This is a genomic window from Streptomyces sp. 12E (assembly GCF_055633275.1).
In genome coordinates, this window is sequence record NZ_JBVNCJ010000001.1 from 2003992 (window position 1) to 2024052 (window position 20061).

Consider the following 20061-nt stretch of genomic DNA (forward strand, 5'->3'; position numbering starts at 1 on the left):
CCCTCCGGGGTTGTGTCGCCGTATGCGCGAATGTACGGGTGCCCCTGAGCCGCTCGGGGCAGGCACGGGGGCGCCCTACACGTCGTCGAGGCCGCGCTCTATGGCGTAGCGGACGAGTTCGACGCGGTTGTGCAACTGGAGCTTGCCGAGGGTGTTCTGCACGTGGTTCTGCACCGTGCGGTGGGAGATGACGAGCCGCTCGGCGATCTGCTTGTAGCTGAGGCCCTTGGCGACCAGGCGCAGCACCTCGGTCTCGCGGTCGGTCAGCCGGGGCGTCCCCGGTTCGCCGCCGGCGGGGGCGGGCCCCGCCGGCTCGGAGGCGAGGCGGCGGTACTCGCCGAGGACCAGTCCGGCCAGGCCGGGGGTGAACACCGGGTCGCCGACGGCCGTACGGCGCACCGCGTCCCGCAGCTCCTCGGTGGAGGCGGACTTCAGCAGGTAGCCGGTGGCGCCGGACTTCACCGCCTCCAGGACGTCGGCGTGCTCGCCGCTCGCCGAGAGCACGAGCACCCGGACCGCGGGGTTCGCGGCGACGGCCTCCTTGCAGACCTGGACGCCCGGCTTGCCGGGCAGGTTCAGGTCGAGGACGAGGACGTCGGGTGCGACGGCCTTGGCGCGGCGTACCGCCTGGTCGCCGTCGCCGGCGGTGGCGACGACCTCGAAGCCGGACTCGGAGAGGTCGCGGGCGACGGCGTCGCGCCACATGGGGTGGTCGTCGACCACCATGACCTTGATCGGGTCCTCGTGGTCGCCGGTGCTGTCCGTCATCGCCGTTCCGCCTTCCCCCGCGGGTGATCCGCTTGCTTCGCGCCCTTGGGCACCTTCAGTTCGACCTCCGTGCCCTGCCCCGGCACCGAGATCAGTTCCGCGCTGCCGCCGAGGTCGCGCAGCCGGCCCCGGATGGACAGGGCCACGCCGAGCCGGCCCTCGCCCTCGGCCTGGGCGAGCCGGCCCTCGGGGATGCCGGGGCCGTCGTCGCGGACGGTGACGATCACCTCGTCCGGTTCGTCCTCGACCAGGATCCAGGCGCGCGCCTCCGGTCCGGCGTGCCTGCGGACATTGTCCAGGGCGGCCCCGACGGCGGCGGCCACCTCCCGCGCGGCGGCCGGAGCCAGCCGCACCGGCGCTCCCGGCTCGGCGAGGCTGACCAGGGATCCGGCGTAGGGGGCGAGCAGGGTGCGCAGGTCGACCGGGTCGTCGTCCTCGGTGTCGTCCTCGTCCACGGTCCGTACGACCGCACCCTCGGCGGCGTCCTTTGAAACCCGGGAGACGGGGACGAGTCCGCCGGAGACCAGGGTGCGCAGGGCGATCTCCTGCTCCCCGGCCAGCCGGCCCAGTTCGGCGGCCTCGCCGCCGATCACCGCGCCCCGGCGCTGCACCATGGCCAGCACCTGGAGCACGCTGTCGTGGATGTCCCGCGCGAGCCGCTCCCGCTCCCTGGTCGCGGCCTCGATCTCCAGGGCGCGGGCGAGGGTGCGCTCGGAGGCGCGGGCGACCTCGACGACGTAGCCGATGGCGATGGAGGCGACCCACACGAGGATCACGTTGTGCACGGTGTCGCGGGCGGGGGCGCCGCGTTCGATCAGGTTGGCGACGGCGACGAGGGTGGAGGCGAGGGCCGCCCAGCGCCAGCCGCCCTTGACGGCGAACGCGAGCACCGATCCGGCGGTCCAGATGGACGGCAGGGTCGGGCCGCCCTCGTGGATGCGCTCGGGCGCGTCGGCGAGGGGCGTGAGCAGGATGCCGGCGATCGCGACGGTCAGGTCGGCGGTGAGGAAGCGCCTGGTGCAGGCGGCCTCGCCCGCGGTCCTGGGCAGGGTGGCCAGGGTCCACACCGCGAGGACGGCGAAGTAGCCGACGGCGAGCCAGGGGCGGGGGAACTCCTCGTGGGCGGTCGCGAACAGACCGACGGCGTACACCAGGGCGAGGACCCGGTAGCCGGTGAGCGCGCGCCACAGCGGCTGTTCGACCGACATGCGCATGACTCGCTCGCGCCTGGCCATGTCCCCCACTCCCCCCGGGCCCCCGTCTAGAGGGCGGACCGCCGTCCGTTCCGCTGCCGCCGGTCGGCCTGCTCCATCGCGGCCTTCAGCTTCTCGGCCTGTTCCTTCTCCGCGCGGGCGAGCGCGGCCTTCGCCGCCCTCTCCGCCTCCTTCTCGGCCTTGGCCGCATCCGAGAGCTGCCGCTTCATGGCGGTGGCGTACATGTCGACGTACTCCTGGCCGGACAGCTTCATGATCTCGTACATGACCTCGTCGGTCACCGCGCGGAGCACGAAGCGGTCGTGCTCCATGCCCTGGTAGCGGCTGAAGTCCAGCGGCCTGCCTATCCGGATGCCGGGCCGCATCAGCTTCGGCATCACCTGTCCGGGCGGCTGGATCTTCTCCGTGTCGATCATGGCGACCGGGATGACGGGCGCCCCGGTGGCCAGCGCCACGCGCGCGAGGCCGCCGGGCTTGCCCCGGTAGAGGCGGCCGTCGGGCGAGCGGGTGCCTTCCGGGTAGATGCCGAACAGCTCGCCGCGCTCCAGCACCTCGATGCCGCTCCTGATCGCCGCCTCGCCCGCGCCGCGCGCGCCGGAGCGGTCCACCGGGAGCTGGCCCACGCCCTTGAAGAAGGCCGCCGTCAGCCGGCCCTTCACGCCCGGAGTGGTGAAGTACTCGGCCTTGGCGATGAAGGTGACCTTGCGGTCCAGCACGGCCGGCAGGAAGAAGGAGTCGGAGAACGACAGGTGGTTGCTGGCCAGGACGGCCGGGCCCTCGGCGGGGATGTTCTCCAGGCCTTCCACCCAGGGCCTGAAGGCGAGCTTCAGCGGCCCTCCGATGGCGACCTTCATCGTGCCGTACAACAACCGAGTGCCTCCTGTGCGTGTTGGTCAGACCATATCCCGGAGCACCGTCGATGGACCCGACGGCCCTGGTCGGTGTCAGTGCGGTCGCGTACGGTGAAGGTCCTGCAACCCGTGTGCGGCGCCTGCCGCGATCATCGTGACCTTCCTACGAACAGGAGGCCGAAGGTGCCGCTCCTGACCGGAGCCGAGCCGTTCCGCCACGAGGGCGGGGAGACCGCCGTCCTTCTCTGCCACGGCTTCACCGGTTCACCGCAGTCGCTGCGCCCCTGGGCGGAGCACCTCGCCGCACGCGACCTGACCGTCTCACTGCCGCTGCTGCCCGGGCACGGCACCCGCTGGCAGGACCTCTCGGTCACCGGCTGGCAGGACTGGTACGCGGAGGTCGAGCGCGAGCTGCGGCTGCTGCTGGACCGCCGCGAGCGGGTCTTCGTCGCCGGGCTGTCGATGGGCGGCGCCCTGGCGCTGCGGCTGGCCGCGCGGCACGGGGATGCGGTGAGCGGGGTGATGGTCGTCAACCCCGCGAACAAGGTGCACGGGGTGGCCGCGCACGCCCTTCCGGTGCTCCGCCACCTCGTCCCCGCGACGAAGGGCATCGCGAGCGACATCGCGAAGCCGCTGAGCAGGGAGCTCGGCTACGACCGGGTGCCGCTGCACGCGGCGCACTCGCTGCGGGACTTCTTCCGGCTCGTGGACGGCGAGCTGCCCCAGGTCACCCAGCCCCTGCTGCTGATGCGCAGCCCGCAGGACCACGTGGTGCCGCCCGCGGACTCGGCGCGGATCCTCGGCCGGGTGTCGTCGAGGGACGTCACGGAGATCCTGCTGGAACAGAGCTACCACGTGGCGACGTTGGACCATGACGCGGAGCGGATCCTCCAGGAGAGCACCGCGTTCATCGGCCGGCTCGCGCCCGGCGCCGTCAAGGAGCCCGGTCTCGGCAAGGAAGGGACGACCGCAGGTGGCTGAGCACGACTCGGACCGCGAGGACCGCGAGGACCACGAGCCGGAGGAGAAGGGGGCCCCCTTCGACGAGGCCGCCGCGTGGGAGGCGATCGTCGCCGGGTACGGCGAGGAGCCGCCGGACCCGCCGGGCGCCAAGCCGTTCAAGTCGGTCGAGGACCTGGCGCTGCTGGAGGCCGAGACGAACGAGGGCGAGGTGGAGGCGGAGGCTCCCCGGAGGGCTGAGGACAAGCCGGCCAAGCCGCTGGGCGGCTCCGTCTCCTTCGCCCCCGGCGTCGGCGGTCCGCGCGACTACAGCGTGGCCGAGCCGTCGCAGGAGGACCTCGACGAGACCGACGAGGGCCACTTCGTCCCCCCGGAGCCGCCCCCGCTGCCGGACGCCGACGTCACGTCGAAGTTCGCCTGGCTCGGCGTGCTGGGCGGACCGGTCCTCCTCCTGCTGGCGATCATGCTCGGCTGGGAGATGACCTGGTGGCTGACCACCCTGTGCATCGGCGGCTTCCTGGGCGGTTTCGCCACGCTGGTGATGCGCATGCGCACGGACGACGAGGACGACGACGACCCGGGGCGGGGCGCGGTGGTCTGACCCCGCCGCTACGCGGCCGGGATCCGGAGGGCGGCCAGGACCGGAAGGTGGTCCGTGGCCGCCGCCAGGTCACGCCCGCTCACCCCGGGCTGCTCGAGCGGCACCCCGCAGCCCAGCACCTCGACACCCTTGGTGACGAAGAGGGCGTCGATCCGCCGGTGCGGTTCGTTCCGGGTCCAGGTGTGCTCACCGCCCCACGGGGCCGCGGCCCAGCAGTCGGTCAGTGACTCGGCCAGCCGCCGGAAGGTGCGCCCGCCCGGCCGCTCGTTCAGATCGCCACCCGCGACGACATGCTCGACACCCATCCCGGCGAGCCGGTCGAGGAGCATGCCGCCCTGCTCGTACCGCTCGTTCTCCTCCAGCGACAGGTGACAGCTCAGCACCCCGATCCGGGCGCCGCCGAACCGTACGACGGCGGTGGCGAACCCGCGCCGGTGCTGCCCGGGCGTGAGCGGCAGCAGCACGTCCTCGGTGCGCTCCACGGTCGCCCGCAGGGAGCACAGCATCGCGGGCCCGGCGGCGGTGGCGCCCCCGGAGAGGATGACGAGGCCCGTCTCCGAGGCGAGCCGGGCCAGCTTCTTGCGCCAGCGGAAGAACCGCGGCGCCTCCTGGAGCAGGACGAGGTCGGGGGCGCAGGCGGTGATCACCCGCGCGAGGGCGCCGGTGTCGTCCTGCATCGAACGGATGTTGTAGCTGAGCACCCGGATGACGGCCGAACCGTCGGACTCGGTCCGGGAGTCGGGCAGCAGCGGAGTCGTCGCCATGCGGATCAAGATACGCCGACCGGCACGACGCGGTGCGGCTCGGCGCCGCACGGACCCGAGGAACCGCGGCTTCCGCCGCGCCTGCCGTCAGCCCGTCCGGCAGCGGACGTCCTCCCCGGCCGGCCTCTCCTCGCGGATCGGCCGGACGACGTCCCGGAGACCAGCGGAGCGAGGGGCAGGTCGGTCGGGAACCCGTCCCGTGCCTTCTTCTCCGTCCACCAGGCCGCCATGTCACCGAGCCGAACGCTCGACAGGGAGGCGCGTTCCCCCGGCAGCGCGTCCGGCAGCCGGAACACGGTGGGCCCTTCCCCGGCGTCGAAGTTCCCGGACGCGACCGACCGGAGCGACGAGCTCGGCCCCCGCTCCGGCGAACCGGCCGCCTGCGACGGCGCCGCCACGAGGAGACGGACGATGCTGCTCACGGAGGATGCCCTTCGGTTCTCGGCTCCGTGGCGGGCACGCCCTGCGCCGGACACGGCCGCGCCCGCCGTCCCCGGAAGGGGTCCGGCGGGCGCGGCCGTGCGTGTGGGCAGGGGTGTCACATGACCGGGTCGGGCTCCCGGGCCAGGTCGGCCGCGCCGACCAGGCCCGCCTTGTTCCCGAGCTGGGCGCCGAGGACCTCGGCGACCGGGCGCCAGTTGCCGCCGACCAGCCAGCGCTTGTAGGACTTGCGGATCGGGCCGAGGACCAGTTCGCCCTCGTCGGAGAGGCCGCCGCCGACGATGAACGCGGAGGGGTCGAAGAGGGAGGCCAGGTCGGCGAGGCCGGCGCCGACCCAGCGGGCCAGCTCGCGGTAGGAGTCGACGGCCACCCGGTCGCCCTGGCGGGCGGCCATGGAGACGTGCTTTCCCTCGATGCCCTCGGGGGTGCCGTCGCCGAGGGAGAGCAGGGTCTCGGCGTTCTCCGGGGTGGCGTTGGCGCGCTGCTTGGCGTAGCGGACCAGCGCGCGGCCGGAGGCGTACTGCTCCCAGCAGCCCTGGGAGCCGCAGCCGCACAGCAGGCCGTCCGGCACCATGCGGATGTGGCCGAACTCGGCGGCCACGCCGAAGTGGCCGCGGCGCAGCTTGTTGCCGATGATCACACCGCCGCCGAGGCCGGTGCCGAGCGTGATGCAGATGACGTTGCGGTGGCCGGCGCCCGCGCCGAACTTGTACTCGCCCCAGGCGGCGGCGTTGGCGTCGTTCTCCACGACGACCGGGAGACCCGTGCGGGCCTCGACCTTCTCCTTGAGCGGCTCGTTGCGCCAGTCGATGTTGGGCGCGAAGTACACCGTCGAGCGCTGGCGGTTGACGTATCCGGCCGCACCGATGCCCACGCCGACGATGTCGTGTCCGGTGCGCGCTCCCTCCACCGCGGAGGCGATGGCGTCCACGATCTCCTCGGGCGTGCCCGGGGTCGGCACCTTGTGGGTCGAGAGGATGTTGCCTTCCTCGTCGACCACGCCGGCCGCGATCTTCGTGCCGCCGATGTCGACGCCGATGGTGAGTCCCATGAATCCCTCAGTTCCGGTCGAGCCCCGCTACCGCCAACGGTACCCGAGGCGCTGCCCCCGAGGGCCCGGCGTCCGCACCGTGAGCGGTCCGGCGTGGATCATGGGCGCCCCGCCGGGCTCCCGCGTCAGTCCAGGTCGATGTGCTCGCCGGGACCGGTGCCGGGGTCGTCGCCCCGGCCCCGGCGCTCGTCGAGGTCGCGGGGGTCGGACTCGCGGGCCGTCCAGCGGCGCTCCTGGTCCTGCACGGCGGAGCGGTAGGCGGCGAGGAGTTCGTTGCCGGCGGCGGCGAGGTGGTCGAAGACGTCGGGGTTGCGTTCGATGACGGGCTCGACGGCTGCCTTGGCCTGCTGGACGACCTGCCGCACCACCTGCTGCGCGGCCGGTCCGGCGACCGCGCCGAACAGCGGGGACCGCAGACCGGAGAGCTTGTCGGCGACCGCGTCGACGAGCTTCTTCAGCTCCTCGGCGGCGGAACCGGGGGGCGGTCCGTACCGGGCGCGGCGGCGGGCCTGCTCCGCCTCGAGGTCCTCGGCGGCGGCGGTCGCCCAGGCGTCGGTGTGGGTCTCGGCCGCCCGTACGTCGTCCACCGGCTTGCCGACGGTCTCGTCCCCGGTGTCGTCGGACGGGGGGAGCTGTTCGCTCATGACGGGCTCCTGACTGCGGATGGCACCTTCGACGTTACCCGAACGGCCGCCGGCGCTTCAGCGGGTGCGCGGCCACAGCCCCGGATCCGGCCGGAAGCGGATGCGCAGCTCGCCCTCGCGCAGGGCGGCGCCGGCGACGGTGCAGCGGCGCAGCGCGGAGGGCAGCGGGACGATGCGGCGGAACGGTCCGGCGGTGACGACGATCTCGTCGCCGCGCCGGATCAGGTCGAGTTCGTCGCGGCGGGCGCCCGGCAGGGGGATGTGCCAGACGAGGACGCCGTCGTCGGCGAGCCGGTCCTCCACCGGCCACCGGGTGGCGCCGCCCGGTTCCGTCCCGGCACCGGGTACGGCGAGCGCGGTGAGGTCGTCGGCGCCGCGCGGGTCGCGGCCCAGGTGGGCGACCGGGTGGACGGCGTACGACTCCCGCCACTCGTCCAGGGTCTTGCGCTGCTGAGCCACGGGCCCGGCCAGCCAGCCGCCCGCCTCGCTCTCCGGCAGGACACGGGTCGCGATCAGCGATTCGGCGCGCAGTCCGCGCAGGGCGAGTCCGAGGGCCGCGGTCCTTACGGCGTCGGCGCCGGCGGGTCCCGGTTCGGCGACCAGGCGTACGACGGTGGCGCGGTCGGCGAGCACGGCCTCCACGGCGGCCAGCTGGAGGTCCAGGCGGGCCGCCGTCTCGTACAGCCACTCCGCGGGCATGGGGACGCCGGCGAGGCGGCCGAGCAGGGGGCGCAGGGCACGGGCGGCCTGCCGTTCGGGCGGCAGCAGGCGGCGCAGGTAGCGGCGGAGTTCCTCGGGCAGGGCGAGGAGGGAGAGCGCGCGCGGGGTGGGCGGGAGGTCCACGACGACGAGGTCGTACGCGTCCTCCGCCAGCGCGGCGTCGCGCAGGGCGCGCAGGGTGGCGAGTTCCTCGGCGCCGGGGAGCGGGACGATCTCCTCGGGTTCGAGGCGGGAGGCGCCGAGGAGGTCCAGGGCGGGGGCGGCCCGGTTCTGGAGGGCGGCGAGGTCGGCGCGGAAACCGGCGTCGGGGTCGACGCGCTTCACGGTGAGGCGTGGGGCGGCCCCGGCGCCCAGCACGGGGCCCGGGGTGTCCGTGCGGTCGGTGCCGAGGAGCAGGGTGCGGGCACCCCCGCGGGCTGCCGTGAGCGCGGTGGCGGCGGCGGTGGTGGTGCGGCCGCCGCCGCCGGGGCCCGTGATCAGGAGGGTGCGCATGGGTGTGAACCGTAACGGACGCCGGGCGGGGGTGCGCTGCGCGGCCCGGCGTCCGCGGGGTGCCGCCGCGTACGACCGACCGCAGCCGCGGGACGGCTACTTCGGGGCCGACTCCACTCGCTTCTTCAGGCCGGCCAGGGCGCGGTCGATGATGACCTTCTCGGCCTTGCGCTTGATCATGCCGAGCATGGGGATCTTGACGTCGACGGTCAGGCGGTAGGTGACCTCGGTGGTGCCGGGGCCGGCCGGGGTGAGGATGTAGGAGCCGTCCAGGGAGCGGAGCATCTGGGACTTCACCAGGGTCCACGAGACCTCGTGCTGCCCGGTCCAGGTGTACGCCAGGGTCTGGTCGTCCTTGATCGCGCCAGCGTCCATGACCAGGCGCACCTGCTCGGCGCGGCCCTGACCGTCGGTCGCGAGGACCTCCGCCTCCTTCACCTCACCGGTCCAGTCCGGGTAGCGGGCGAAGTCGGCGATCACCCCCATGACGTCGGCCGCAGCCGCCTCGATCGTGATGCTCGAGCTGGTGTGTTCCGCCATCGCCGTGGCTCCTCCAGATGCGGGCCGGTAGTCGTCGTCGCCGTGCGCACAGCGCACGCGCGTGCAGCGGAAGGCTACCGCGCGTCCGGCCCGTACAACTCACCCGACCTGGGACATCGTCACCATTCCAGCCGCCAGGGCCGCCCGCTGCTCGCGAAGTGCCCCACGTTCACGCACTCGGTGGCGCCGATCCGCATCCGCCGCACCAGCGGCTGGTGGACGTGTCCGAACAGGGAGTAGCGGGGCCGGGTGCGGCGGATGGCGTCCAGCAGGGCCCGGCTGCCGCGTTCGAAGCGGCGCGCGACGGTGTCGTAGACCAGCTCGGGCACCTCCGGCGGGATGTGCGTGCACAGCACGTCGACCTCGCCCACGGCCTCGATCTTCGCCGCGTACTCCTCGTCGTCGATCTCGTACGGCGTGCGCATCGGCGTGCGCAGGCCGCCGCCGACGAAGCCGAAGGTCCAGCCGCCGATCTCCACCCGCTGCCCGTCCAGCACGGTCGTGCCGGGGCCCGCGTACTCCGGCCACAGGGGCGGCATGTCGACGTTGCCGTACGTCGCGTACGTCGGCGTGGGGAACGCGGCGAACAGTTCGGCGTACTGCTTGCGCACCCCCTTCTCGATCGCGGCGGCCTTGTCCGCGCCGATGCCCGCCCACAGCCGGCGCTGGAACTCGCGCGCCTCCTCGAAGCGGCGAGCGGTGCGCAGCTCCACGATGCGGTCGGCGTTCTCCTCGCCGAACAGATCGGGGAAGATGCCGCGCGAATGGTCGGCGTAGTCGAGGAAGAGCACCAGGTCGCCCAGGCAGATCAGGGCGTCGGCGCCCTCGCCGGCCCGGGCCAGGTCGCGGGCGTTGCCGTGCACGTCGCTGACCACGTGGACGCGTGTGCGCGGGGTGCCGCCGGGTGTCGATGCCATGGCGATCAAGGGTAAGCGTGTGGGGCACACGGGGACAATGTCGGGCCTACCTGCGGTTACTGGCTCGTCGGCTCCGGGGTGGACTACTGTGCGCGATGAAACACCAACCTGTGTGACGCAGCGAACAACTCGCCGGGACCCCCTGTCGTCAATGCCATACCGGCGGGTAACGTCCGGGCAGTCCAGTCGTGCTCGGGATTTCGACATGCGAATTCGCGAGCACCCGCCCGAGCCTTGGACCGCACCGTCGCATCGCACAACGTCGTGGCGCCGGCGCCCTAAGAGGAGCAGCAGTCTTGCGCGAGTTCAGCCTTCCGGCTTTGTACGAGGTCCCCGCGGACGGAAATCTCACCGACATCGTCCGCAGAAACGCCGCGCAGCACCCCGACGTCGCCGTCATCGCCCGCAAGGTGGGCGGGACGTGGCAGGACGTGACGGCGACCACTTTCCTCGCGGAGGTGCGGGCGGCCGCCAAGGGCATGATCGCCGCCGGTGTGCGGCCCGGCGACCGGGTCGGCCTGATGTCCCGTACCCGCTACGAGTGGACGCTGCTGGACTTCGCGATCTGGAGCGCCGGCGGGGTCACCGTGCCGGTGTACGAGACCAGCTCGCCCGAGCAGGTGGCGTGGATCCTCAGTGACTCCGGCGCCACCGCCTGCTTCGTGGAGCTCGACGACCACGCGGCGACCGTGGAGTCGGTGCGCGACCGGCTGCCCGCGCTGGAGAACCTGTGGCAGATCGAGGCCGGCGGCCTCGAGGAGCTGGGCCGGCTCGGGCAGGACGTCACCGACGAGACGGTCGAGGAGCGCAGCTCGGTCGCGAAGGCGGACGACCCGGCGACCATCGTCTACACCTCCGGCACCACCGGCCGGCCCAAGGGCTGTGTGCTGACCCACCGCAGCTTCTTCGCCGAGTGCGGCAACGTCGTGGAGCGGCTGCGCCCGCTGTTCCGCACCGGGGAGTGCTCGGTGCTGCTGTTCCTCCCGCTCGCGCACGTCTTCGGGCGGATGGTGCAGATCGCGCCGATGGTGGCCCCGATCAAGCTGGGCTGTGTGCCCGACATCAAGAATCTCACCGACGAGCTCGCCTCGTTCCGGCCGACGCTGATCCTCGGGGTGCCGCGGGTCTTCGAGAAGGTCTACAACTCGGCGCGGGCCAAGGCGCAGGCCGACGGCAAGGGCAAGATCTTCGACAGGGCGACGGACACGGCGATCGCCTACAGCCGGGCGCTGGACACGCCGTCCGGGCCGTCGCTCGGCCTGAGGATCAAGCACAAGGTGTTCGACAAGCTCGTCTACGGCAAGCTGCGCGCGGTGCTGGGCGGGCGCGGCGAGCACGCCATCTCGGGCGGCGCCCCGCTGGGCGAGCGCCTGGGTCACTTCTTCCGCGGCATCGGCTTCAGCGTGCTGGAGGGCTACGGGCTGACCGAGTCCTGCGCGGCCACCGCGTTCAACCCGTGGGACCGGCAGAAGATCGGCACGGTCGGCCAGCCGCTGCCCGGCTCGGTGGTCCGGATAGCGGACGACGGCGAGGTGCTGCTGCACGGCGAGCACCTGTTCAAGGAGTACTGGAACAACCCGTCGGCGACCGCCGAGGCGCTCGCCGACGGGTGGTTCCACACCGGGGACATCGGCACCCTGGACGAGGACGGCTATCTGCGGATCACCGGCCGCAAGAAGGAGATACTGGTCACGGCGGGCGGCAAGAACGTCGCCCCGGCGGTCATCGAGGACCGGATCAGGGCGCACGCGCTGGTCGCGGAGTGCATGGTCGTGGGCGACGGCCGGCCGTTCGTGGGTGCGCTGGTCACCCTCGACGAGGAGTTCCTCGGCCGGTGGTGCGCCGAGCACGGGAAGCCGGCGGGGTCGACCGCGAAGTCGCTGAGCGAGGATCCCGATCTGCTCGCGGCGATCCAGAGGGCCGTCGACGACGGCAACTCGGCGGTGTCCAAGGCGGAGTCGGTGCGGAAGTTCCGGGTCCTGCCCGCGCAGTTCACCGAGGAGTCGGGGCACCTGACGCCTTCGCTGAAGCTGAAGCGGAATGTCGTGGCGAAGGATTACGCCCACGAGATCGAGGCGATTTACGCCAAGTAGGGCGCGGGTGAGCGCGGTTCGGGGTACCGCTCGAGCGCCGTCGGCGGGTGCGGTTCTTCCGTGGCCGGTCGCGCCCACGCGGCGAAGCCGCACCGTGGCACGGCCCCGCGCCCCTTTCCGGCATCGCTCTACAGCAGGGTTTTCAGTTCCTCCGCCAGGAGGTCCCAGCGCCACTTCTGTTCGACCCATTCCCGGCCTCGCTCGCCCATCCTGCGGCGCAGTTCCTCGTCTCCCAGGAGGGTGACGACGCGGTCCGCGGTCTGGTCGGCCGCATCGCCCGGGACGACCCAGCCGGTCTCGCCGTCGAGGACCGCGTCGGGGGCGCCGCCGGAGTCGCCGGCGACCACCGGGAGGCCGGTCGCGGAGGCCTCCAGGTAGACGATGCCGAGGCCCTCGACGTCCAGGCCCCCGCGCCGGGTGCGGCACGGCATCGCGAAGACGTCCCCGGCGCCGTAGTGGGCGGGCAGTTCGGACCAGGGGACGGAGCCGGTGAAGCGGACGGAGGCGGCGACGCCCGTGTCCCGGGCGAGCCGGCGCAGGTCGTTCTCGTAGGGGCCGCCGCCGACGATCAGCAGGACGGCGTCCGGTTCGGCGGCCAGGATCGCGGGCATCGCCCGGATCAGCGTGTCCTGCCCCTTGCGCGGCACCAGCCGGGAGACGCACACGACCACCGGCCGGCCGGTCAGCCCGAGCCGGGCACGGACCTCGTCACCGCCCGAACCGGGGTGGAAGGTCTTCTCGTCGACCCCGGGCGGCAGTTGCACCATCCGCGAGGCGGCCTCGGGGGTGAGCGCCGAGGCGATCCGGGAGCGCGTGTACTCGCCGAGGTAGGTGATCGTGTCCGTGGAGTCCCCGATGCGGCGCAGGAGTTGCCGCGCGGCGGGCAACTGGGCCCAGCCGGCCTCGTGGCCGTGGGTGGTGGCCACGATCCGCTCGGCGCCCGCCCGGCGCAGCGCCGGCGCCATCAGGCCGAGCGGCGCCGCCGCCCCGAACCACACCGAGGTGCACCCGTGCTCGCGCAGCAGCCCGACGGCCCGCCGGGTGGCGGCCGGGGTGGGCAGCAGCATGGTCGTACGGTCGCGTACGACGGTGAAGGGCTGCTCGGCGTCGAAGGCGGCGGTCGCCTCGACGCCCTCCCGGGAGCGCTTCCAGGTCGAGGCGTAGACGACGAGCCGCTCCGGGTCGAGCCGCAGCGCCATGTTGTGCAGGAACGCCTGGATGCCGCCGGGGCGGGGCGGGAAGTCGTTGGTCACGATCAAGGTCTTGTGCATCGCCGCAGACCCTACCGAACGGAGGGTGCGCCGTCCGCCGCGGCGGTGCTCTGTGGCACGTGCACAGGTGTCCGGGACATCATGGCCCCTCACGACCGCACACCGGACGGGCAGGGAGCAGATGAAGACGACGGCCGCACGGGGGTCCCTCGCCGGACTGCTGCTCCTGTGGACACTGACGCGGGCCGCGCTGCTGCTGTGCGTCCTGAAGGTGATCGTCTTCCCCGGGCCGGACGTCACCAGCGACGTGTCGGTCATCTACCGGGGCTGGTACGACGTCCTGCGCACGGGGACGTTCCCGCTGGACGACGTCACCTGGCAGTATCCGCCCGCCGCGGCCCTGGCGATCCTCTCCCCCGGCCTGCTGCCGTTCCTGGAGTACGCGACGGCGTTCTTCGTCCTGGCCTGTCTCGCCGACCTGGCCACACTGGGTCTGCTGCGGTACGCCGGCCGCCGTCCCGGGCGGTCGACGCGCGGCGCCTGGGTGTGGGTGGCGGGGGTGCCGCTGCTCGGGCCGACGGTGTACGCGCGCTACGACGTGATGGTGACCGCGGTCGCCGTGGCCGCGCTGCTGGCGGCCGGCCGGCACCCCCGGCTGGCGGGGGCGCTCGCCGGTTTCGGGGCGCTGGTGAAGGTGTGGCCGGCGCTGCTGCTGCTCGCGGTGCGGCGGCGTGGTGCGTGGGTGTGGGCCGTGGGGACCGGTGTCGGTGTGGCCGTCCTGTTCGCCGTGCTGATGCCGGGCGCGTTCGCGTTCCTGACCTTCCAGCGGGACCGGGGGACGGAGGTGGAGTCGCTGGGGGCGCTCGTCTTCCATGTGGCCCGGCACCACGGCTGGGACGGCGAGGTGCTGCTCAACTACGGCTCGGTCGAGTTCCTCGGCCCGTACGTGAGCTGGGTGAGCACGGGGGCGCTGTTCCTCAGCGGAGTTGCGCTGGCCTGGCTGGTGCTGTGGCGGATGAGGGCCGTCCGCTTCGAGGCGCGGACCGTGGCCGACGCGGCGTTCGTGGCGGTGCTGATGTTCACCGCGACGAGTCGGGTGATCAGTCCGCAGTACATGGTGTGGCTGGTCGGGCTCGGGGCGGTGTGCCTGTGCTTCCGCGGGAGCCGGATGGGGGTGCCGGTGGGGTTGGTGCTGGCCGCTTCGTCGGTGACGGTGCTGGAGTTCCCGGTGTGGTTCGCCCATGTCGTGGCCAGTGACGCGCTCGGGATCGCGCTGCTGGTGCTGCGCAACGGGCTGCTGGTGGCGGCGACGCTGCTGGCGGCGCGTGTGCTGTGGTGTACGACGGTTCCCCGAAGGCGTCCTGTTCCCGAGGCGCCCGAGGCGTCCGAGCCGGCCCGGGTCGCCGGGGCGCCGGTCTCTTCCTGATCCGGGCGATGCGCGGATACGCGCGGCCCGGTGCTCGCGGGTGCGCCGCGTCGGTGCGGTCCGGGGAATCGCGCAGCCCGGCGCCGGCGGGGTGCCGTCGCGCCCGCCCTCCACCCGGGGTGCCTCCCAGGCCCTTGAGGCACCGGGGGAGGCACGACTGCCCGCGACAGCGGCGGCAGGCGGCAGGCGGCAGGCCGCGGTTGCTCAGGTCAGTGCGTCCCTCACGTAGTCCTGCCACCGGGCGGTGAAGTCCTCTCGGGTGGTGCCGAGGACCCGGTGCATCGCGTCCTCCACCGCGCCGTCGCGGCGCTCGTGGGCGCCCACGGCGCGGTAGAACTCGCCGAGGCGTTCCTCGCCCCAGTGCTCGGCGATGAGACGGCAGGCCAGCCAGCCGCTCTCGTAGGCGCGGGCGAGGTGGTCCGCGTCGCCGGAGAAGCCGAAGTCCTCGTCGTCCGGCAGTCCCTCGGGCACCTCGCCCCGGCCCACCGCGTGGGCGAGCTCCGGTGCGACCTCCGCGGGCACGTGGTCGCCGCCGCGGTAGCCGACCCAGTCGGCGAACCCCTCGGACAGCCACAGCGGGGTCGCGGCGGAGGTGTGGGCGCGGGTGGCGACATGGGTGGTCTCGTGGGTGAGGACGACCTGCCGGCCCGAGTCGCCGAGCAGTCCGAAGGCGTCCGGGTTGACGATGACCCGGTCCGCCGGCGCCCGCCCCTCCCCGCCGGTGACGCCGGTGGTGACCGCCGCGATCCCCCGGTAGGAGGAGGCGGGCGAGCCCAGCAGGCCCGCCATGCCCTCCAGGCTCCCCGGAACCAGGACGACCACGCGCCGGCTCCACTCCGGGCCCCACGCGTCGGACACCGCGGGCACCGCGCGGTCGGCCAGTTCGGCGTAGTCCCGCAGCTTCTCCCGGGAGTGCCCGACGCCGAGGACGAGGCTCCGCTCGCCCCGGACGGCGCGTGCGGGGCCCTGGTCCCACAGCTGCTGGCCGGACTTCCGCGCGGGCCGGTCGGAGTCGACGGACCAGCGGCCGTCGCGGTCCCTGCTCAGGCTCAGGGAGCGGGCGGTGGTGACCGGGGCCCTGTCGTGGCCCTCGACGCGGTAGCTCAGGTCGGCGGAGGCGGTGGCGGTGTCACCGGTGCGGTCGAGGGCGGTGACGCGGTAGGACCAGTCCGCGAGCGGCACCGCGCGCAGGTTGTCGAACCCCTCCCGGGTGCCGGTACGGGCGTACGCGGCGGCGTCGTGGGCGAGGACGGCCTCCGCACGGCGGTCGAGGAGGGACTGCACCTGCGCGCGTGCGGCGTCGCCGGCCGGTCCCCCGCCGCACCCCACCAGGGAGACGAGCAGCAGACACAGCGCCGTCGCCGACGCACCCGACACCCGCCTTCGACCGGCCATCTTTCCGAGGGTACGGGTGCCGGGCCGGTGCGGTCAGACCCTGGTGACCGACGAGACCGGCATCATCCCGACCGGGTCGTAGCGCACCGGGGCGCCGGGGTGGGGCGCGTGGATCACCTGGCCGTTGCCCATGTACATCCCGACGTGGGAGGCGTCGGAGCGGTAGACGACCAGGTCGCCGGGGCGCGCCTCGGACAGCGGGACCCGACGGCCGGCGTACCGCTGGGCCTGCGAGGTGCGCGGCAGCGCGACCCCGGCCTGGGCGTACGACCACTGGGTCAGTCCCGAGCAGTCGAAGGAGGACGGGCCGTCGGCGCCCCAGACGTAGGGCTTGCCGAGGGCGGAGCGGGCCGCCGCGACGGCGGCCGCCGCGCGGCCCGATGCGGGCGCCGGTCCCGGACCGAGCGGGTCCGGGCGTGCGGAACGGGTGGCGCGGTCCCAGGCGGCGCGTTCGCCGGCCGGGAGGGAGTCGAGCAGCCGTCGGGCCTCGGTGAGCTTGCGTTCGACGGTCCGCTTGTGCGCGGCGACGGCCTTGCGGCTCTTCTCCAGCGCGCCGAGTTTCCCGGCCGCCTCCGCCCGGTCCTGGGCGAGGGAGCGCAGGGCGCTCCTCAGTCTCCTCAGCTCACCGGCCTGGTGGACGGTGATCCGGTCCAGTACGGAGGCCTTCTCGAGGTAGTCCTCCGGGTCGTCGGAGAGCAGCAGGACGAGGGCGGGGTCGAGGCCGCCGGAGCGGTACTGGGCGCCGGCGAGCGAACCCAGCGACTCCCGCATGGTGTTGACGCGCTGCTGTTGCCGGGCGATGCCGTCCTGTGCGGCGGCGATCTGCCGGCGCAGTCCGCCGGCGCGCTCGTCGGCCTCGTTGTACGCCTCGGTCGCCTTCTCGGCCTCCCGGTACAGGCGGTCCACCTCGGCCCGGGTGACGTCGTGCGGTGTGGCCGCGGCCGGTACGGCGGCGAGGGCGGTGGCCGCCGCGGAGAGCAGACCGAGGGCGACGGCGGCGCTCCGGTCGGATCCGGACGAGGGTGCGGTACGGCGGTGGGACCCCACGGGAAGCCGCGCTCCTTCCACTGGCGGACGGGAAACGCGGCAGACAGTAGCCGTCACGGCGCGGACGGACCCATGGCCGAGGCGACCGCACACAGTGACGCCCCGCCTGTGACCTGCGTCAGAGGCGGGGCGTGGGGAAGACCGACGGGAGTGCGAATCCCCCGAACGGAGGCGGCTAGACGCGGACGCCGAACATGAACGGGCCGCCGATGGTGTTCATCGACTCGTAGCGCACGACGGTGCCGGTGCGCGGGGCGTGCAGCACCTGGCCGTTGCCCGCGTAGAGACCCACGTGGTGCAGGTCGTTGAAGAAGAAGACGAGGTCGCCGACCTTGAGCTGGCTCATCGAGTAGATCTTGGTGCCCGCGCCGGTCTGCGCCTCGGAGGTGCGCGGGATGCCGACGCCGGCCTGCGCGTAGGCCCAGGAGGTCAGGCCGGAGCAGTCGAAGGAGGACGGGCCGGTGGCGCCGTAGACGTAGGGGGTGCCGAGCTTGCTCTGGGCGGCGGCGAAGGCGGCGGCGGCGCGGCCGGAGCCGGCCGGGACGTTGACGGAGAGCGCCTCACGCTCGCTGGCGCGGGTGGCGCGGGTCTCCTCCTGGGCGAGCTGGGCCTTCTCCGCGGCCGTGAGGCTGTTGAGCAGCTTCTGCGCGGAGGAGAGCTTGCCCTGGACTTCCTTCTTCTTCTTGCCCAGTTCGGTGCGGGTGGCGGAGAGGTCCTTGAGCTTCTCCGACGCCTCGGAGCGCTGCTGGGCGAGTTCGCGCTGCTTCTCCTGGATCTCCTTCAGCGCGTCGACCTGCTGGGTGCTCAACTGGTCGAGGGTGGACGCCTTGTCGAGGTAGTCGTCCGGGTCGGCGGAGAGGAAGAGCTGGACGGAGGGGTCGATGCCGCCGCTGCGGTACTGGGCGCTGGCCATTGAACCGAGGCCGTCGCGCAGCTCGTTGAGCTCCTGCTGGCCCTTGGCGACGTTGTCCTGGATGGTGGAGATCTCCTTCTGGAGCTTCTCCTGCTTCTCCTTGGCCCCGTTGTACTTCTCGGTGGCCTGCTCCGCCTGCTCGTAGAGCTTGTCGACCTTGGCCTTGACCTCGTCCTTGCTCGGCTTCTCGCTCGGGGCGGCGTTGGCGGCCTGCGAGCTCATGACGACGGCAGCTGCGGCAGCGGTGGTGAGCACGGTGACGCGTGCGCGGCTCGGCTGCTTGGGACGACGGTGGGACGCCACGGAGACGAGCTCCTTCTCGAGAGTGATCGCGCGAGCGAGGGTTCGAAGGGAGACCCTAGTGATTCTCTTGTGATCAGTTCAAATCCCTGGACGGGAAATCTCCGTCACAGCGGGTTTATCCGCTCCGAACTCACCTGCGGTGACGCACCCTTGACGCTACGTTGCGTGACGGTTCCGTCAATTCGGGCATGGATCGCTTACGTTGCACGGGGTACAGATGTGAATGAGGTGTGAGGTAAGCCTTTTGTGGGAGGTCGTGCGCGCGCCGCTCCGGAAGTGCTACACGAGCCGCTTGAGGAGCACCGCCGAGGCGACCGGACGGGCGCCCGCGCGGGCCACTCCGTCGGCGACCTCACGGTCGGTGGAGGCGACGATGACGGGCCGCCCCGGCGGCTCGGCGCGCACCAGCTGGCGGATCAGCTCGTCGGCGGTGACACCCGGCTTGGAGAACAGCACCCGCACGCCGCGCGGCGGCGCGAGCAGCACCGGCGCGGCCAGTTCGGCGCCGTCGAAGACGCAGGTCACCTCGGCGCCGGTCTGGGCGGCGAGCTGGGCGAGCTGGCCCAGCAGGCGCAGGCGCTGCTTCTCCAGGGGCATCTGGGGGTAGCCGGTCTTGGTCACGTTGTAGCCGTCGACGACCAGATGCGCCTGCGGCAGCGCCAGCAGCTGGTCGAGGATGGCCGGGTCGTGCTCGGACAGCGCGCGGGCGGCGATGTCCTTCGGAGTCATGCGGCCGGGCTCGACGGCGTCCACGGTCTCGGCGGGCCGGACCGACACGGGGGGCAGCGCCAGCTCCCGGCGGAGCCCCTGGGCGGCGTCCAGCACGGTGTCGAGCAGCAGCCGGACCCGCATGTCCTCCACACTGCGGCCCTCCCGGGCGGCCCGGCGGGCGGCCTCGAGCGCGGCCTCGGTCTCCCCCAGCCGGGCCTTGAGGCGCCGGCTCTCGCTCTCGGCGGCCGACACCTGGGCCTGGCCCTCGGCGCGCACGGTCTCCATCTCGCCCCGCAGCTTGCGCACGGCGGCCTCGCCGCGCTTGACGTCGCTGAGGGCGGAGCGCAGTTTGCGGTGCAGCGAATCGGCTTCCCTCTTCGCCGCCTCAAGCTCGGCGCGCAGCCGCTCGGTCTCGGACCTGGTGTGCTCACGGGCCCGGTCGAGTTCGGCGCGCAGCCGCTCCAGCTCGGTCCGCGTCTCCTCGTCGGCGCGCTCGGCGTCGGCGCGCTGGACCTCCTCGCCGGCGGCGGTCACCAGCTTGACCCAGCCGGGCGGGCGGAGCACATAGGCCGCGGCCGCCACGTCGAGCGGTTCCGCGGCCGGGGGCGGGGAGCCGGAGTCGAGGGCGCCGGTCAGTTCCGGCTGGGCCTCTCTGAGTTTCTCCCCGATGCGCTGCCGGAACAGCGGATCGGTCTCCAGGGCCGCGGCCATGGCGTTGCCGGCGAACTTGGCGCGGCGGTTCGGGGCGAAGCGGGCGTACTGCCGCAGCTGGGCGGGCAGCTCGGCGACCGTGAGTCCGCCGAAGCCGTCGGCGACGATCTGGACGACCTTGCGGCGCACCCCGTCGGGCAGCGGACGGTCGAGCACCTCGGCGGCGCCGTCCTGCGGCCCCCCGTCCGTGGTCTCCACCATCCGTCACACCCCAATGCCTGTGTGCGACCCCGTGCGGGGTCGCCGTCAGCGGGACCCTCCCCCACTCTCGACTTCGCTCGAGCGGGA

At 73.2% G+C, this 20061-nt stretch carries 18 protein-coding genes; 4 read left to right on the forward strand and 14 right to left on the reverse strand.

What is annotated here, in order from left to right:
- Positions 1–75: 75 nt before the first annotated feature.
- The 3 genes from ACZ8ZB_RS09425 to ACZ8ZB_RS09435 are packed head-to-tail and all read right to left on the reverse strand — an operon-like array spanning position 76 to position 2836.
- On the reverse strand, positions 76–768 hold the full coding sequence (locus tag ACZ8ZB_RS09425; RefSeq protein ID WP_470737245.1) for a response regulator: 693 nt from the start codon (positions 766–768) through the stop codon (positions 76–78).
- Positions 765–2003 carry a MacS family sensor histidine kinase gene (gene macS / locus ACZ8ZB_RS09430; protein WP_470737246.1) on the reverse strand — a complete coding sequence of 413 codons (1239 nt, stop codon included), beginning with the start codon at positions 2001–2003 and terminating at the stop codon, positions 765–767. The genes ACZ8ZB_RS09425 and macS overlap by 4 nt, the downstream gene beginning before the upstream one ends.
- Positions 2004–2029: 26 nt before the next feature.
- Positions 2030–2836 (reverse strand): lysophospholipid acyltransferase family protein, encoded by an 807-nt coding sequence (locus tag ACZ8ZB_RS09435; RefSeq protein WP_470741451.1) that lies wholly within the window; start codon positions 2834–2836, stop codon positions 2030–2032.
- Between the two features lie 180 nt (positions 2837–3016).
- Between ACZ8ZB_RS09435 and ACZ8ZB_RS09440 the strand changes: the two genes are divergently transcribed.
- On the forward strand, positions 3017–3814 hold the full coding sequence (locus tag ACZ8ZB_RS09440; RefSeq protein WP_470737247.1) for an alpha/beta hydrolase: 798 nt from the start codon (positions 3017–3019) through the stop codon (positions 3812–3814).
- Positions 3807–4394: a hypothetical protein gene (locus ACZ8ZB_RS09445; RefSeq protein ID WP_470737248.1), complete on the forward strand. Its 588-nt coding sequence runs from the start codon at positions 3807–3809 to the stop codon at positions 4392–4394. Before ACZ8ZB_RS09440 ends, ACZ8ZB_RS09445 begins: the two co-directional genes overlap by 8 nt.
- A gap of 8 nt (positions 4395–4402) precedes the next feature.
- Here ACZ8ZB_RS09445 and ACZ8ZB_RS09450 read toward each other — a convergent pair whose 3' ends face one another.
- From ACZ8ZB_RS09450 to ACZ8ZB_RS09475, 6 genes are all read right to left on the reverse strand, one after another.
- Positions 4403–5158, reverse strand: a complete 756-nt coding sequence (locus tag ACZ8ZB_RS09450; RefSeq protein WP_470737249.1) for an endonuclease/exonuclease/phosphatase family protein — start codon at positions 5156–5158, stop codon at positions 4403–4405.
- Positions 5159–5696: 538 nt separating this feature from the next.
- Positions 5697–6650 (reverse strand): ROK family glucokinase, encoded by a 954-nt coding sequence (locus ACZ8ZB_RS09455; RefSeq protein ID WP_381229775.1) that lies wholly within the window; start codon positions 6648–6650, stop codon positions 5697–5699.
- A gap of 125 nt (positions 6651–6775) precedes the next feature.
- Positions 6776–7294, reverse strand: coding sequence for a DUF5304 domain-containing protein (locus tag ACZ8ZB_RS09460; protein WP_470737250.1), 519 nt, complete (start codon positions 7292–7294; stop codon positions 6776–6778).
- Between the two features lie 57 nt (positions 7295–7351).
- Positions 7352–8506, reverse strand: a complete 1155-nt coding sequence (locus ACZ8ZB_RS09465) for an ArsA family ATPase (RefSeq protein WP_470737251.1) — start codon at positions 8504–8506, stop codon at positions 7352–7354.
- A gap of 96 nt (positions 8507–8602) precedes the next feature.
- Positions 8603–9046 (reverse strand): SRPBCC family protein, encoded by a 444-nt coding sequence (locus ACZ8ZB_RS09470; protein ID WP_470737252.1) that lies wholly within the window; start codon positions 9044–9046, stop codon positions 8603–8605.
- A 119-nt stretch (positions 9047–9165) separates the two neighbouring features.
- Complete coding sequence (locus ACZ8ZB_RS09475) at positions 9166–9963, reverse strand: metallophosphoesterase family protein (protein WP_470737253.1); 798 nt, start codon at positions 9961–9963, stop codon at positions 9166–9168.
- Between the two features lie 296 nt (positions 9964–10259).
- On the opposite strand from ACZ8ZB_RS09475, the gene ACZ8ZB_RS09480 reads away from it, so the two are divergent.
- Positions 10260–12056 (forward strand): AMP-dependent synthetase/ligase, encoded by a 1797-nt coding sequence (locus ACZ8ZB_RS09480; protein WP_470737254.1) that lies wholly within the window; start codon positions 10260–10262, stop codon positions 12054–12056.
- Between the two features lie 128 nt (positions 12057–12184).
- On the opposite strand, the gene ACZ8ZB_RS09485 is transcribed toward ACZ8ZB_RS09480, so the two are convergent.
- The gene (locus ACZ8ZB_RS09485) at positions 12185–13327 is read right to left on the reverse strand and encodes a glycosyltransferase family 4 protein (protein WP_470737255.1); all 1143 of its coding nucleotides are present in this window, start codon (positions 13325–13327) and stop codon (positions 12185–12187) included.
- A 121-nt stretch (positions 13328–13448) separates the two neighbouring features.
- On the opposite strand from ACZ8ZB_RS09485, the gene ACZ8ZB_RS09490 reads away from it, so the two are divergent.
- Positions 13449–14693, forward strand: coding sequence for a glycosyltransferase 87 family protein (locus ACZ8ZB_RS09490; protein WP_470737256.1), 1245 nt, complete (start codon positions 13449–13451; stop codon positions 14691–14693).
- A gap of 204 nt (positions 14694–14897) precedes the next feature.
- Here ACZ8ZB_RS09490 and ACZ8ZB_RS09495 read toward each other — a convergent pair whose 3' ends face one another.
- The 4 genes from ACZ8ZB_RS09495 to ACZ8ZB_RS09510 all read right to left on the reverse strand — a co-directional run bounded on the left by ACZ8ZB_RS09495 (position 14898) and on the right by ACZ8ZB_RS09510 (position 19974).
- Positions 14898–16088 carry a hypothetical protein gene (locus ACZ8ZB_RS09495; protein WP_470737257.1) on the reverse strand — a complete coding sequence of 397 codons (1191 nt, stop codon included), beginning with the start codon at positions 16086–16088 and terminating at the stop codon, positions 14898–14900.
- A 33-nt stretch (positions 16089–16121) separates the two neighbouring features.
- Positions 16122–17135 (reverse strand): C40 family peptidase, encoded by a 1014-nt coding sequence (locus ACZ8ZB_RS09500; RefSeq protein ID WP_470737258.1) that lies wholly within the window; start codon positions 17133–17135, stop codon positions 16122–16124.
- Between the two features lie 175 nt (positions 17136–17310).
- Positions 17311–18351 carry a C40 family peptidase gene (locus tag ACZ8ZB_RS09505; protein WP_470737259.1) on the reverse strand — a complete coding sequence of 347 codons (1041 nt, stop codon included), beginning with the start codon at positions 18349–18351 and terminating at the stop codon, positions 17311–17313.
- A 279-nt stretch (positions 18352–18630) separates the two neighbouring features.
- Positions 18631–19974 carry an NYN domain-containing protein gene (locus ACZ8ZB_RS09510; protein ID WP_470737260.1) on the reverse strand — a complete coding sequence of 448 codons (1344 nt, stop codon included), beginning with the start codon at positions 19972–19974 and terminating at the stop codon, positions 18631–18633.
- Positions 19975–20061: the final 87 nt, after the last annotated feature.

Bases quoted from the DNA above. Each gene is read 5' to 3' on its own strand.
- ACZ8ZB_RS09425 (WP_470737245.1), bottom strand. From the start codon at position 768: ATGACGGACAGCACCGGCGACCACGAGGACCCGATCAAGGTCATGGTG.
- macS (WP_470737246.1), bottom strand. From the start codon at position 2,003: ATGGCCAGGCGCGAGCGAGTCATGCGCATGTCGGTCGAACAGCCGCTG.
- ACZ8ZB_RS09435 (WP_470741451.1), bottom strand. From the start codon at position 2,836: ATGAAGGTCGCCATCGGAGGGCCGCTGAAGCTCGCCTTCAGGCCCTGG.
- ACZ8ZB_RS09450 (WP_470737249.1), bottom strand. From the start codon at position 5,158: ATGGCGACGACTCCGCTGCTGCCCGACTCCCGGACCGAGTCCGACGGT.
- ACZ8ZB_RS09455 (WP_381229775.1), bottom strand. From the start codon at position 6,650: ATGGGACTCACCATCGGCGTCGACATCGGCGGCACGAAGATCGCGGCC.
- ACZ8ZB_RS09460 (WP_470737250.1), bottom strand. From the start codon at position 7,294: ATGAGCGAACAGCTCCCCCCGTCCGACGACACCGGGGACGAGACCGTC.
- ACZ8ZB_RS09465 (WP_470737251.1), bottom strand. From the start codon at position 8,506: ATGCGCACCCTCCTGATCACGGGCCCCGGCGGCGGCGGCCGCACCACC.
- ACZ8ZB_RS09470 (WP_470737252.1), bottom strand. From the start codon at position 9,046: ATGGCGGAACACACCAGCTCGAGCATCACGATCGAGGCGGCTGCGGCC.
- ACZ8ZB_RS09475 (WP_470737253.1), bottom strand. From the start codon at position 9,963: ATGGCATCGACACCCGGCGGCACCCCGCGCACACGCGTCCACGTGGTC.
- ACZ8ZB_RS09485 (WP_470737255.1), bottom strand. From the start codon at position 13,327: ATGCACAAGACCTTGATCGTGACCAACGACTTCCCGCCCCGCCCCGGC.
- ACZ8ZB_RS09490 (WP_470737256.1), top strand. From the start codon at position 13,449: ATGAAGACGACGGCCGCACGGGGGTCCCTCGCCGGACTGCTGCTCCTG.
- ACZ8ZB_RS09495 (WP_470737257.1), bottom strand. From the start codon at position 16,088: ATGGCCGGTCGAAGGCGGGTGTCGGGTGCGTCGGCGACGGCGCTGTGT.
- ACZ8ZB_RS09510 (WP_470737260.1), bottom strand. From the start codon at position 19,974: ATGGTGGAGACCACGGACGGGGGGCCGCAGGACGGCGCCGCCGAGGTG.